The sequence below is a fragment of the Comamonas flocculans genome (assembly GCF_007954405.1).
Lineage (GTDB): Bacteria > Pseudomonadota > Gammaproteobacteria > Burkholderiales > Burkholderiaceae_C > Comamonas_C > Comamonas_C flocculans.
In genome coordinates this window covers 251,001-263,121 of record NZ_CP042344.1, presented here as the reverse complement: position 1 = coordinate 263,121, position 12,121 = coordinate 251,001, and the positions used below count along the sequence as shown (strand labels likewise).

The 12,121-nt window shown below is 68.6% G+C and carries 12 protein-coding genes and 4 tRNA genes; 9 read left to right on the top strand and 7 right to left on the bottom strand.

The window, feature by feature from the left end:
- Positions 1-79: 79 nt before the first annotated feature.
- The 4 genes from FOZ74_RS01235 to FOZ74_RS01220 all read right to left on the bottom strand — a co-directional run bounded on the left by FOZ74_RS01235 (position 80) and on the right by FOZ74_RS01220 (position 3,184).
- A complete protein-coding gene (locus tag FOZ74_RS01235) occupies positions 80-472 on the bottom strand; it encodes a DUF2946 family protein (RefSeq protein WP_146914027.1) in 393 nt (130 codons plus the stop codon).
- A 112-nt stretch (positions 473-584) separates the two neighbouring features.
- A complete protein-coding gene (argG, locus tag FOZ74_RS01230; RefSeq protein ID WP_146911283.1) occupies positions 585-1,925 on the bottom strand; it encodes an argininosuccinate synthase in 1,341 nt (446 codons plus the stop codon).
- Positions 1,926-2,014: 89 nt separating this feature from the next.
- Positions 2,015-2,695 carry a glycine zipper 2TM domain-containing protein gene (locus FOZ74_RS01225; RefSeq protein WP_146911281.1) on the bottom strand — a complete coding sequence of 227 codons (681 nt, stop codon included), beginning with the start codon at positions 2,693-2,695 and terminating at the stop codon, positions 2,015-2,017.
- Positions 2,696-2,821: 126 nt separating this feature from the next.
- A complete protein-coding gene (locus FOZ74_RS01220; protein ID WP_146911280.1) occupies positions 2,822-3,184 on the bottom strand; it encodes an arsenate reductase in 363 nt (120 codons plus the stop codon).
- 46 nt (positions 3,185-3,230) lie between these two features.
- On the opposite strand from FOZ74_RS01220, the gene folC reads away from it, so the two are divergent.
- The 9 genes from folC to FOZ74_RS01175 all read left to right on the top strand — a co-directional run bounded on the left by folC (position 3,231) and on the right by FOZ74_RS01175 (position 10,969).
- Positions 3,231-4,688 (top strand): bifunctional tetrahydrofolate synthase/dihydrofolate synthase, encoded by a 1,458-nt coding sequence (folC, locus tag FOZ74_RS01215; protein ID WP_146911278.1) that lies wholly within the window; start codon positions 3,231-3,233, stop codon positions 4,686-4,688.
- A 119-nt stretch (positions 4,689-4,807) separates the two neighbouring features.
- A complete protein-coding gene (locus FOZ74_RS01210; protein WP_349291075.1) occupies positions 4,808-5,593 on the top strand; it encodes an SPOR domain-containing protein in 786 nt (261 codons plus the stop codon).
- Between the two features lie 176 nt (positions 5,594-5,769).
- The gene (locus FOZ74_RS01205; protein ID WP_146911275.1) at positions 5,770-6,267 is read left to right on the top strand and encodes a CvpA family protein; all 498 of its coding nucleotides are present in this window, start codon (positions 5,770-5,772) and stop codon (positions 6,265-6,267) included.
- A 27-nt stretch (positions 6,268-6,294) separates the two neighbouring features.
- On the top strand, positions 6,295-7,800 hold the full coding sequence (gene purF, locus FOZ74_RS01200) for an amidophosphoribosyltransferase (protein WP_146911273.1): 1,506 nt from the start codon (positions 6,295-6,297) through the stop codon (positions 7,798-7,800).
- A gap of 100 nt (positions 7,801-7,900) precedes the next feature.
- Positions 7,901-9,121, top strand: a complete 1,221-nt coding sequence (locus FOZ74_RS01195) for an O-succinylhomoserine sulfhydrylase (RefSeq protein ID WP_146911272.1) — start codon at positions 7,901-7,903, stop codon at positions 9,119-9,121.
- Positions 9,118-10,527 (top strand): glutamate--tRNA ligase, encoded by a 1,410-nt coding sequence (gltX, locus tag FOZ74_RS01190; RefSeq protein WP_146911271.1) that lies wholly within the window; start codon positions 9,118-9,120, stop codon positions 10,525-10,527. The genes FOZ74_RS01195 and gltX overlap by 4 nt, the downstream gene beginning before the upstream one ends.
- A 156-nt stretch (positions 10,528-10,683) precedes the next feature.
- Positions 10,684-10,759, top strand: a tRNA-Glu gene (locus tag FOZ74_RS01185).
- 51 nt (positions 10,760-10,810) lie between these two features.
- Positions 10,811-10,887: transfer RNA gene (locus tag FOZ74_RS01180), tRNA-Asp, on the top strand.
- Between the two features lie 6 nt (positions 10,888-10,893).
- Positions 10,894-10,969 (top strand) — tRNA-Ala (locus FOZ74_RS01175).
- Between the two features lie 216 nt (positions 10,970-11,185).
- On the opposite strand, the gene FOZ74_RS01170 is transcribed toward FOZ74_RS01175, so the two are convergent.
- The 3 genes from FOZ74_RS01170 to FOZ74_RS16190 form a co-directional block, all read right to left on the bottom strand.
- Positions 11,186-11,261, bottom strand: a tRNA-Ala gene (locus tag FOZ74_RS01170).
- An 81-nt stretch (positions 11,262-11,342) separates the two neighbouring features.
- The gene (locus tag FOZ74_RS16195; RefSeq protein WP_255437717.1) at positions 11,343-11,705 is read right to left on the bottom strand and encodes a GGDEF domain-containing protein; all 363 of its coding nucleotides are present in this window, start codon (positions 11,703-11,705) and stop codon (positions 11,343-11,345) included.
- Positions 11,705-12,046 (bottom strand): hypothetical protein, encoded by a 342-nt coding sequence (locus FOZ74_RS16190; RefSeq protein WP_255437716.1) that lies wholly within the window; start codon positions 12,044-12,046, stop codon positions 11,705-11,707. The genes FOZ74_RS16195 and FOZ74_RS16190 overlap by 1 nt, the downstream gene beginning before the upstream one ends.
- Positions 12,047-12,121: the final 75 nt, after the last annotated feature.

Here is a 12,121-nt window from a genome sequence, read left to right as displayed (position 1 = left end):
GCGCGCAGGCGCGGGCCGCGTTCGGACAAACAAAAAGAGAACCGCGCCGGGCCGCGAGGGTCTGGCGCGAGGCGAAATGTCAGGCGTGGAAGAAGGCGGGCGGTCCGCGCGCGGGCAGCGGCGCCTGCGCGCTCCAGGCCGGCGTGACCTGGGTGGGGCTGCGGCGGTCCTGGCGGGCCGCCGGCATCGGTGCGCGCCCGGCTACCAGCGCGGGTGTCGGCGGCGTGGCCAGACCGATGCACAGCAGGCAGTCCGGCGCATGGTGGTGCGTGTACCCGGCGGGTGTGTCCGCATCGCCGTTCTGGCCGTGCAGCGCATGCGCACCCTGCGTGGAGCAGACATCGGCAGCTTGGAGCTGCGCCAGTGCCGCGCGGGTCTGCGCGCCTGCGACCAGCGCCACCAGCCACGCCAGCGCAAGCACCGTGAAAACCACGGCGTGCAGGCTTCGGCGTTGGCGCAGGCGCTGGAGCATGCAGAGATTATCGACGTACATGAAAAACCGCTCGTTCGCGAAGACGGGCGGTTGTTCCTTTTCCGATAGCTGCTCGCGCTTGATGGTCAAGCGCTACAGCCGTTTTCTGTACTTATTTCTTGGCGCCGTCTTCCAGCTGCGCCAGCGCCGCGTTGCCCCCGAGCGAGAGCAGCCCCACGCGCGCGTACACCCCGAGCTTGTCGCGCGTATCCGAGATGTCCAGATTGCGCATGGTGAGCTGGCCGATGCGGTCCAGCGGGCTGAACGGCGCGTCTTCCACCTTCTCCATCGATAGGCGCTCGGGAGCGTAGGTCAGGTTGGGGCTTTCGGTGTTCAGGATCGAGTAGTCGTTACCGCGGCGCAGCTCCAGCGTGACGGTGCCGGTCACGGCGCGCGCCACCCAGCGCTGGGCGGTTTCGCGCAGCATGATGGACTGCGGGTCGAACCAGCGGCCCTGGTAGAGCAGGCGCCCGAGCTTGAGGCCGTTCAGGCGGTACTGCTCTATCGTGTCCTCGTTGTGGATGCCGCTCACCAGGCGCTCGTAGGCGGCGTGCAAGAGCGCCATGCCGGGGGCTTCGTAGATGCCGCGGCTCTTGGCCTCGATGATGCGGTTTTCGATCTGGTCGCACATGCCAAGGCCGTGGCGCCCGGCTATGCGGTTGGCTTCCACGAAGAGCTCCACCGGGTCGTCGATCTCGTGGCCGTTGAGCGCCACCGGGCGGCCTTCGTCGAAGCTGACCGAGACTTCCTCGGCCTTCACGGGCACCTCGTCCTTCCAGAAGGCCACGCCCATGATGGGGTTGACGATGCGGATGCTGCTGCTCAGATACTCCAGGTCCTTGGCCTCGTGCGTGGCGCCCAGCATGTTGGAGTCGGTGGAGTAGGCCTTCTCGGCGCTCATCTTGTAGCCGAAGCCCTCGCGGGTCATGAAGGCCGACATCTCGGCGCGCCCGCCCAGCTCGTCGATGAAGGCCTGGTCCAGCCAGGGCTTGTAGATCTTCAGCTGCGGGTTGGTCAGCAGTCCGTAGCGGTAGAAGCGCTCGATGTCGTTGCCCTTGAAGGTGGAGCCGTCGCCCCAGATGTGCACCTCGTCTTCCTTCATGGCGGCCACCAGCATGGTGCCGGTGACGGCGCGGCCCAGCGGCGTGGTGTTGAAGTAGGTGGCCCCGCCGGTGCGCACGTGGAAGGCGCCGCACTGGATGGCGGCGATGCCCTCTTGCGCCAGTTGCGTGCGGCAGTCCACCAGGCGCGCCTTCTCCGCGCCGTATTCCATGGCCTTGCGCGGGATGGCGTCGTAGTCGTCCTCGTCGGGCTGGCCCAGGTTGGCGGTGTAGGCGTAGGGCAGGGCGCCCTTGTTCTTCATCCAGCGCAGCGCGGCGCTGGTGTCCAGGCCGCCGGAGAAGGCGATGCCGACTTTCTGGCCGGCTGGAAGCGATTGCAGGATGGTTGCCATGGCAGCGTGCGCGGCGCGGCCTTGCGCCGCGCCCTCAAGTCGTGGGTGGAAAAGCTGCCGATTCTAGGGGGCCGCGCCGGCCCCGGGGTTCAGCGCCGGTGGTGGCGCCAGCCGTGGTCCCAGCCGCCGCCGCTGCGGTATTCGATGGTTGCGGTCACGGGCGGGGCGACGTAGACGGGGCTGGTGTACACCGGCGTGGTGTAGGCGGGCGACTCGCGCACCACCACCGCGGGCTGGGGCGCGTCGTCGTAATAGCCGTAGTCCTGCGGATAGCCGGAGGCGGGCGCCACCGCGGGCTGCACCGTCACCGGGATCCATTGGCCGGGGTCGGCCTGGGTGCGCGTGGTGTACTGGCGCCCGCCGTATTCATAGACCACGTCGTAGCCCAGGAACTGGCTGTCGTAGCGCGTCTGCGTGCTGCAGCGCTGCACCGTGCGGTAGCCCGGCCCGCCGCTTTCCACGCTGTTGCCCAGCATGGCGCCGCCGATCACGCCGGCGGCGGTGGCCGCCGCGCGGCCCGAGCCGCCGCCGATGGCATTGCCCACCAGGCCGCCCGCGACCGCGCCCAGCACCGCGCCCGCGCCCGAAGGCTGGCGCGCACCGCTGTAGATGGTCTCGTCACGGCACAGCTGCTGGGGCACGGCCACCTGTTGGGTGACCGGCGTGACCGAGAGCACGCGCCCCATCTCGCGCCCCTGGGGCTGGGCCTGCGTGGGCAGCGCCATGAACGCGGCGCTGGCGACGAGGGTAAGTGCAAGGGTTTTTTTCATGGTGCGACTTCCTTTCGGCGGATGCCGGCCCACCGGGGCCGGTGTCATGAGCGACAAGTGTAGGCGGGGCTTGTGAAATTGCACCATGGGCACCGTAAAGCTGCGTAAACGGGTTGGCCGGGCGTGTCAGCCCAGGCGCCGCGCCCAGTCGCCGGCGTCGAAGCCCGCGGTGGCGGCGTCGCTCCATTCGACCACGGGACGGCGGATCAGCGAGGGCAGCGCCTGCATCAGCGCGCAGGCGCTGGCCGCGTCGTGCACGCCCTCCCGGGTGGCGGCGTCCAGCCCGCGCCAGGTGGTGCCACGCCGGTTGAGCAGCGCCTCCCAGCCCAGGGCCTGCGTCCAGCGCGCCAGTGCGCCGGCGGGCACGCCCTGCTTCTTGAAGTCGTGGAAGTCGTGAGCCACGCCCCGGGCAGTGAGCCAGGCCCTGGCCTTTTTCACGGTGTCGCAGCCGGGGATGCCGTAGAGGGTGATGGATGCAGGGTTACTCATGGGCGCAATGATCGCCCGGCGGGCGCTGCATGACAATCGCTCGCCTATGCAAACACCAAACACCCTGCAAGAGTGGCTTGCCTACTGCGAGCGCCTGCATCCGCACACCATAGAGATGGGCCTGGACCGCGTGGCGCGGGTCAAGCAGCGTTTGAACCTGCGCCTGGACTGCCCGGTGATCACCGTCGCCGGCACCAACGGCAAGGGCTCCACCTGCGCGATGATCGAGGCGGTGGCGCTGCAGGCGGGCTATCGCCCCGGGGTCTATACCTCGCCGCACCTGGTGCACTTCGAGGAGCGCTGCCGCATCCACGGCGAAACCGTGAAGGCCGAGGACTTGCTGCCCCACTTCGCGGCGGTGGAGCGCGCGCGCACCGAGGGCGAGGAGGTGCAGCTCACCTATTTCGAGTTCACCACGCTTGCCATCCTGCGCCTGATCAGCCAGGCGAGGGTGGACGTGGCGGTGCTGGAAGTGGGCATGGGCGGGCGCCTGGACGCGGTGAACGTGATCGACGCCGACTGCGCGGTCATCACCATGATCGACGTGGACCACGCCGAGTACCTGGGGCCGGACCGCGAGAGCATCGGCCGCGAGAAGGCCGGCATCATGCGCGCGGGCCGCCCGGTGGTGGTCTGCGACCCGCTCCCGCCCGAGAGCGTGGTCGAGCACGCCGCGGCCATCGGCGCGGACTTGTGGCGCTTTGGCAGCGACTTCAACTACTCGGGCGACAAGCTGCAGTGGTCCTGGGCCGGGCGCGGGCGCCGCTACGCGGGCATGGCCTACCCGGCGCTGCGCGGCGCCAACCAGCTGTTCAATGCCTCCGGGGCGCTGGCGGCGCTGGAGGCGATCCGCGACAAGCTGCCGATCTCCGCCCAGGCGGTGCGCGCAGGTTTGGCGCTGGTGGAGCTGCCGGGGCGTTTCGAGGTCGCGCCGGGCCAGCCGGTGGTGGTGCTGGACGTGGCGCACAACCCGCACGCGGTGGCCACCCTGGCCGCGAGCATGAGCACCATGGGGCATTTCCGGCTGACGCACGCGGTGTTCGGCGCGATGCAGGACAAGGACATCACCGGCATCTTCGAGAAGATGGGGCCGCTGGTCGACCGCTGGTACTTCACCGACCTGCCCACGCCGCGCGCCGAAACCGCCGCGCACCTGCAGGAGCGCTGGGAGCGCTACCACGCCCGGCAGGAGGCCTTGAATGCCCCCGCGCAGGTGGTGCAGGACGACGCGCCGCGCATGGATCTGGCCGAGGCGCTGAAGCAGCAGGACGACAAGCCCCATCTGTCGGTCACGCGCTCGCGCCGGGGCAGCAGCGGCGAGGGCGGGGGCGGGCGACGCATCGTCAAGAGCGAGGTGTTCGCCGACCCGCAGGCGGCGCTGGATGCGGCCCTCGCCGCTTCCAGGCTCACTGATAGAATCGTCGTCTTCGGATCGTTCTACACGGTCGGCGGCATCCTCAAGAACGGCGTGCCGCAGATGCACGGCAAGCACTTCGACCTTTGACCTGGCAGGCGCCGGTTTTCATGGCATTTTTCAAGTTTCCCTGGACCCCCCGAGCGCAAGAGCCGGCCAGGGCCGCGCCGCCAAAGCGGGGTCGCGCCGCGCAGGCGCAGGCCCAGAGCATGGAAGAGCTGCGTCGCAACGCCCGCCATCGCCTGATGGGGGCGGCGCTGCTGGTGCTGGTGGGGGTCATCGTCTTCCCGCTGGTCTTCGATACCGAGCCGCGCACCATGGCGGTGGATGTGGCCATGGACATCCCCGACCGCAACACGGTCGCTCCCCTGGTGGTCGGCGCGGCGCATCCGCCTGCCGAGGGCGAGCCGCCCCTGGCCAACGCCGGACTGACGCCGGGCGAAGAACAGCTGCAGGCCAGCGCGCCCAGGGCCGCCAGCGCTGCCGCGCAGCCCGAGGTGGACGCCGGCGCGGCGCACAAGGCAGCGCCTGAAGCGGCGCCCGCGGCCCCCGCCCAAGCCAGGGCGGAGCCCAAACCCGAGCCCAAACCCGAGCCCAAGGCAGAGCCCAAGCCCGAACCCAAGCCGGAGCCGGCCAAGTCCGCCCCCGCGCCGACGCCAGCCGCCAGCAGCGAGGCGCAGCGTGCGCGCGCCTTGCTCGAAGGGCACGCGCCGGCCACCGTCGCCAGTGCCGCGGCGCCAGCCGCCGCGACCGCTGGCCAGGGCGAGCGCTACATCGTCCAGGTCGGTGCCTATGCCGACCAGGGCAAGGTGCGCGAGGTGCGCGCCCAGCTCGAGCGCGCCGGCATCAAGACCTATGCGCAGGACATCCAGGGCAAGGGCGGGGTGCGCACGACGCGGGTGCGCGTCGGGCCCTTTGGCAGCCGCGCCGAAGCGGGCAAGGTGCTCGAGCGCGTCAAGGGCCTGGGGCTCGACGGCGTGGTGCTCACGCTCTAGGCAACGGAATTTCGATGAACCTGTCGCCCGAGCGCCATGCAGGCTTGCACCTCCTCGCCAGGGTCGGCGCGGCGGCCCGTGCCATGCGGCGCACGGGGAGCGCGCGCCTGCCGATGCACGGCGGCCGCCTGGGCTCGGGACGCTGACGGCGGGCGCCCGCGCACGCACGCATTGCCATGGCCGCACTCGATTGGGGCTTGCTCGCGGCGCTTCTGGTGTCCTTCGTGCTTGGCGCCTGGCGCGGCCTGGTCTTCGAGCTGCTGTCGCTGGCCGGCTGGGTGGTGGCCTTTTTCGTCGCGCGCGCCTGGGGCGCATCGCTCGGCGAGCTCCTGCCGCTGGGCGAGGCCCAGGCCGCCTGGCGCCCCGCGGCCGGCTTCGGGCTCTTGTTTGTGGCCACGGTGTTTGCCTGCGGCCTGCTGGCGACGCTGGCGCGCAAGCTGATGCTGGTGGCCGGCTTGCGTGCGGCCGACCGCGCGCTGGGCGCACTGTTCGGCCTGGTGCGCGGCGTGGCGCTGCTGCTGCTGGCCACCTGGCTGGCGTTGCACACGCCGCTGGCGCAGCAGCCGTGGTGGCAGGCTTCGCGCATGGCGGCGCTGCTGGAAGACACGGTGGCGCAGGCCGGCGTGGCGCCGGCGCAGGATTGGCTGCGGCATCTTTCCGGCCCGGAGCACTGACGCGCAAGCGGATCAAGGAATCAAGCGATGTGTGGAATCGTGGGTGTGGTCGGCCAGTCGGCCGTCAATCAACTGATCTATGACGCCTTGCTGCTGCTGCAGCACCGCGGGCAGGACGCGAGCGGCATCGTCACCGAGCAGGGCCGCAAGTTCTTCATGCACAAGGCCAGGGGCATGGTGCGCGACGTCTTTCGCACGCGCAACATGCGCGCGCTGCCGGGCAATGCGGGCCTGGGCCAGGTGCGCTATCCGACGGCGGGCAGCAGCACCAGTGAGGAAGAAGCGCAGCCGTTCTACGTCAACGCGCCGTTTGGCATCGTGCTGGCGCACAACGGCAACCTGACCAACGCCCACGCCCTGCGCCGCGAGCTGTTCGACAACGACCACCGCCACACCAACACCGGCAGCGATACCGAGGTGCTGCTGAACGTGCTGGCGCACGAGCTGGCGCGCGCCAGCAGCGGCAACCGGCTGCAGGATGCGCAGGTCTTCGATGCGGTGCGCGCGGTGCATGCGCGCCTGCGCGGCTCTTACGCGGTGGTGGCGCTGATCGCGGGATTTGGCCTGCTGGCCTTTCGCGATCCCTGCGGCATACGCCCGCTGTGCCTGGGCCGCGGCGACGATGGCACGGTGATGGTGGCCAGCGAATCGGTGGCGCTGGAGGGCACGGCGCTGCACCTGCTGCGCGACGTGGCGCCGGGCGAGGCGGTGCTGGTGCGGGGTGACGGCCGCATCGAAACCATGCAGTGCGCCCAGGCTCCCGAGCTGCACCCCTGCATCTTCGAATACGTCTACCTCGCGCGGCCCGATTCGGTGATGGACGGCATCTCGGTCTACCAGGCGCGGCTGAACATGGGCGAGACCCTGGCCAAGCGCGTCATCTCCACCGTGCCGCCGGCCGAGATCGACGCCGTCATCCCGGTGCCCGAATCGAGCCGCCCCAGCGCCATGCAGCTGGCGCAAAAGCTCGGCCTGCCCTACCGCGAAGGCTTCGTGAAGAACCGCTACGTCGGCCGCACCTTCATCATGCCGGGGCAGGCCACGCGCAAGAAGTCGGTGCGCCAGAAGCTCAACGCCATCAGCAGCGAATTCAAGGGCAAGCGGGTGCTGCTGGTGGATGACTCCATCGTGCGCGGCACGACATCCCGCGAGATCGTGCAGATGGCGCGCGACGCGGGCGCGAGCAAGGTGTACCTGGCCTCGGCCGCGCCGCCGGTGCGCCACCCCAACGTCTACGGCATCGACATGCCGACCAGCGAGGAGCTGATCGCCAACGGCCGCACGGTCGATGAAATCCGCGCCTGGATAGGGTGCGACGCGCTGATCTACCAGGACCTGGAGGCGATGAAGCGCGCCATCAGCGCGGTCAACCCGCAGGTGTCGGGCTTCGAAGCCTCCTGCTTCGACGGCCGCTACATCACCGGCCTGAGCGCGGACGAGCTTGCCGCCCTGCGCGCCGAGCGCAGCCCCGTGGCCGAGGACGAGGGCGCCGCGGGCTCGCGCCTGTCTCTGCCCAATGCCGAACCTGCTTGAAAAAGAGAGCTGGTAGCGCGCGCAGGCATTGGTTTTAAGATACAAAACTATCTGAAACCATTGTCAGGCCAGCGCTAACAGCTCCTGTTTTGGAAGAGCCATGTCTGAACCATTGTCCGACCTGCCCGAGGGTCTGCACCCCGAAACCTATGCCGTGCGCGCCGCGGTGGCGCGCAGCAGCTTTGGCGAGCACAGCGAGGCGCTGTACCTGACCAGCAGCTTCGTGCAGCACGACTGCGAAAGCGCCGCGCGCCGCTTTGCCCGCCAGGAACCCGGCTACACCTACACGCGCACCGCCAACCCCACGGTGGCCAGCTTCGAGCAGCGCCTGGCGCGCATGGAGGGCACGGAATGCGCCGTCGCCACCACCACCGGCATGGCCGCCATCCTGCTGGTGGCGCTGACGACGCTCAAGGCGGGCGACCACGTGATCGCTTCGCAGTCCATGTTCGGCTCCACCATGAAGCTGCTGGGCAGCGAGATGGCGCGCTTTGGCGTGGAGACCAGCTTCGTCTCGCAGACCGACGTGTCCGCCTGGCGCGCTGCCGTCAAGCCCAGCACCCGATTGCTGTTTGCCGAAACCCCGACCAATCCGCTGACCGACCTGTGCGACATCGCGCAGCTTGCCGACATCGCCCACGGCGCCGGTGCGCTGCTGGCGGTGGACAACAGCTTCGCCTCGCCCGTGCTGCAGCGCCCGGTGGAGTTCGGCGCCGACCTCGTCGTGCATTCGGGCACCAAGCTGATCGACGGGCAGGGCAGGGTGATGGCCGGCGCCGTCTGCGGCACGCAAAAACTCGTCGATGGCGTGATGGGCACCTTCTTGCGAAGTGGCGGGCTCAACCTCTCGCCGTTCAATGCCTGGGTGGTCCTGAAGGGGCTGGAGACGCTGGCGCTGCGCGTCAAGGCCGAAAGCGCCGCCGCGCTGGAACTGGCCACCTGGCTCGAATCGCACCCCCAGGTCGCCGCCGTGCACTACCCGGGCCTCAAGAGCCACCCGCAGCACGCGCTTGCCATGCGCCAGCAAAGCGGCATGGGTGGCACGGTGCTGGCGTTCGACGTCGCGGGCCACACGCCCGAGCAACTGCGCGCCAACGCCTTTCACGTGATCGACCGCACCCGCGTATGCTCGGTCACCGCCAACCTCGGCGACGTGAAGACCACCATCACCCACCCCGCCAGCACCTCGCACGGGCGCCTGACCGAAGAGCAGCGCCAGGCCGCCGGCGTCAAGCAGGGCCTGATCCGCATCTCGGTGGGCCTGGAACACATGGACGATCTCAAGGCCGACCTGCTGCGCGGCCTGGACACCCTGGCATGACCGAAAAGAAAGTACGCACCCGCTTCGCCCCGTCGCCGACGGGCTTCATCCACCTGGGCAACATCCGCTCGGCGCTCTACCCCTGGGCCTATGCGCGCGCCATGGGCGGGCAATTCATCCTGCGCATCGAGGACACCGACCTGGAGCGCTCCACGCAAGAGGCCGTGGACGTCATCCTCGAAGGCATGCGGTGGCTTGAGCTCGACATCGACGAAGGCCCGTATTACCAGATGCAGCGCATGGAGCGCTACAAGGCCGTGCTGGAACAGCTCAAGGCCAGCGGCCACGTCTACCCCTGCTACATGGGCCAGCAAGAGCTGGACGCGCTGCGCGAGCGCCAGATGGCCGCCAGGGAAAAGCCGCGCTACGACGGCACCTGGCGACCCGAGCCGGGCAAGACCCTGCCGCCCATCCCCGAAGGCGTGCAGCCCGTGCTGCGCTTCAAGACCCCGCAAACCGGCACGGTGGGCTGGGACGACCAGTGCAAGGGCCGCATCGAGTTTCAGAACAGCGAACTCGACGACCTGGTGATCGCCCGGCCCGACGGCACGCCCACCTACAACTTCTGCGTCTGCGTGGACGACATGGACATGGCGATCACCCACGTGATCCGCGGCGACGACCACGTCAATAACACGCCGCGCCAGCTCCACATCTACGAGGCGCTGGGCGTCAAGCCGCCGGTCTTCGCTCACCTGCCCACGGTGCTCAACGAAGACGGCGAGAAGATGAGCAAGCGTCGCGGCGCCAAGCCCGTCACCTGGTATCGCGACGCAGGCTACCTGCCCGATGCCATGGTCAACTACCTCGCGCGTCTGGGCTGGAGCCACGGCGACGACGAAATCTTCTCGCGCGCGCAATTCCTCGAATGGTTCAAGCTCGACCACCTGGGCAAGAGCGCCGGGCAGTTCGACGAGGCCAAGCTGCGCTGGGTCAACGCCCAGCACCTGAAGGCGCTGGCCGACGAAGACCTGGCGCGTCGCGTGCGCCCCTTCGTGATGCAAGAAGGCGTGAGCGAGGCGCAGCTTGATGCCGACGATCGCCTGCCGCGCATCTGCGCGCTGTTCAAGGACCGCTGCGACACCCTGGTGGACCTGGCTCGCTGGGCGCGGCTCTTCTACCTCGATGCGATCGAGCGCAATGCAGAAGATGCCGCCCAGCACCTGAGCGACGCCGCGCGCGCGCCGCTCGCCGCCTTTGCCGAGGCGATCCAGACCGTGCAGTGGACGCGCGAAGCCATCAACGCCGCCATCAAGGGCGTATTGAAGGCCCAGGGCATCAAGATGCCGCAGCTGGCCATGCCGCTGCGCGTGCTCACCATGGGGGTGGCGCACACGCCGTCGGTGGACGCGGTGCTGGAGCTGCTGGGTCGGGAAAAAATCCTCGCACGACTGCAAAACCGCTGAAAATCCACGCTACAATGCGCGTCTTTGGTGGTGACGGCCCGGTGAAAATCAGGACTGATCCAGCGGGAATGGGGCTGAAAGCGCGCTTTTGCGTCATGTACCGCAAGACAGCAGTTTCAGCCGCCTGCGCCCACCAGAAGATTTGTCTCAGGTTTTGACCCTATCGTCTAGAGGCCTAGGACACCACCCTTTCACGGTGGGTACCGGGGTTCGAATCCCCGTAGGGTCGCCAAGTTGTACGGCACTTGGTTGCTCTGTTTATCAGAGCGGCAAAAGCTGTGCTGGAGTGGTAGTTCAGTTGGTTAGAATACCGGCCTGTCACGCCGGGGGTCGCGGGTTCGAGTCCCGTCCACTCCGCCACAATTCGGGGGTATAGCTCAGCTGGGAGAGCGCTTGCATGGCATGCAAGAGGTCAGCGGTTCGATCCCGCTTACCTCCACCAATACGAAAAAAGGCCAACCGTTCGCGGTTGGCCTTTTTTTCTGCCCGTGACCCGTCCTGCCAGAGGTTGACACCTTTCCCCGCCTGGAGAGGACAGTCTCATGGAATCAGGGCGCCAGCGCACGCAGCGGGACTGCGCGCCGGCTCTTGAATTGCCCCCGTGCGAAAAGTGAGAGGCGAAAAAAAACCAACCGTGAATGGTTGGCTTTTCAAATGGTGGTGGAGAGGAGGAGGATCGAACTCCCGACCTCCGCATTGCGAACGCGGCGCTCTCCCAGCTGAGCTACCCCCCCACGAAGGAGGACGATTGTAGTGCAATTGGAACCGGCTTCCGGCAAATGGGGCGAGTCTTTCATCGCGGCAAGCAGGCCGCCTCAGGCGCGGCAGGTGCGATTGCGCCCCTGTTCCTTGGCCTGGTAGAGCGCGCGGTCGGCGCGGGCCAGCAGGTGGTCGAGCGTGTCGTCCTTGCCCTGCCAGGTGGCCAGCCCGATGCTGAGCTGGCAATCGAGCGGATGCCCGGTGGCCAGCGCGGCATGCACGCGATCGGCCACCTTCATCGCGTCGTCGGTCCGGGTTTCGGGCAGCAGCAGGACGAACTCCTCGCCGCCGTAGCGCCCCATGCGGTCGGCGCCGCGCAGCGTGGCCAGCACGCGGCCCGTGAAATGGCGCAAGACGGCGTCGCCATGCTGGTGTCCGTGGGTGTCGTTGATCGCCTTGAAATGGTCCAGATCCAGCATCAACAGGGCCGGACCCCGGCCGTTGCGCGGCCGGCCACCGCCAGCCATGCTTTGCCATGCCCCGGCACCTTGAGGAAGCGTTGACAGCCGAGGAGATAGGCGATGGCGCCCAGCATCAGCAGCAGGTTGGCCAGCACCACGGTGAGCGTGGCGGACAGGCCGGCGTTGCGGTTGCCGAACAGCAGCGCCGCCATCACCCACAGGGCCGGCGATATCGCCCAGTACCCGATGCCGTGGATATGGGCCGGATAGTGCCGGCGCATGAGCCACAGCACGATGGCCATCAGTGCCCCCATGAGGGTGGCGACGAGAATGATCGAGCGTGGGTCGAGGCCTGTCATCGTGCGTTCGGGTTGAGGGGGCTGCGGCCACGCTCTTGGTGGGTGCTTGCGGGGCATCGTAGCTGCCAATGGGCG

Excerpts from the sequence above, each read along its gene's own strand:
- argG (WP_146911283.1), bottom strand. The coding sequence starts at position 1,925 with ATGGCAACCATCCTGCAATCGCTTCCAGCCGGCCAGAAAGTCGGCATC.
- purF (WP_146911273.1), top strand. The coding sequence starts at position 6,295 with ATGTGTGGAATCGTGGGTGTGGTCGGCCAGTCGGCCGTCAATCAACTG.
- FOZ74_RS01225 (WP_146911281.1), bottom strand. The coding sequence starts at position 2,695 with ATGAAAAAAACCCTTGCACTTACCCTCGTCGCCAGCGCCGCGTTCATG.
- FOZ74_RS01195 (WP_146911272.1), top strand. The coding sequence starts at position 7,901 with ATGTCTGAACCATTGTCCGACCTGCCCGAGGGTCTGCACCCCGAAACC.
- FOZ74_RS16190 (WP_255437716.1), bottom strand. The coding sequence starts at position 12,046 with ATGACAGGCCTCGACCCACGCTCGATCATTCTCGTCGCCACCCTCATG.
- gltX (WP_146911271.1), top strand. The coding sequence starts at position 9,118 with ATGACCGAAAAGAAAGTACGCACCCGCTTCGCCCCGTCGCCGACGGGC.
- FOZ74_RS01210 (WP_349291075.1), top strand. The coding sequence starts at position 4,808 with ATGGAAGAGCTGCGTCGCAACGCCCGCCATCGCCTGATGGGGGCGGCG.
- FOZ74_RS01220 (WP_146911280.1), bottom strand. The coding sequence starts at position 3,184 with ATGAGTAACCCTGCATCCATCACCCTCTACGGCATCCCCGGCTGCGAC.
- FOZ74_RS01205 (WP_146911275.1), top strand. The coding sequence starts at position 5,770 with ATGGCCGCACTCGATTGGGGCTTGCTCGCGGCGCTTCTGGTGTCCTTC.
- FOZ74_RS16195 (WP_255437717.1), bottom strand. The coding sequence starts at position 11,705 with ATGCTGGATCTGGACCATTTCAAGGCGATCAACGACACCCACGGACAC.
- FOZ74_RS01235 (WP_146914027.1), bottom strand. The coding sequence starts at position 472 with ATGCTCCAGCGCCTGCGCCAACGCCGAAGCCTGCACGCCGTGGTTTTC.
- folC (WP_146911278.1), top strand. The coding sequence starts at position 3,231 with ATGCAAACACCAAACACCCTGCAAGAGTGGCTTGCCTACTGCGAGCGC.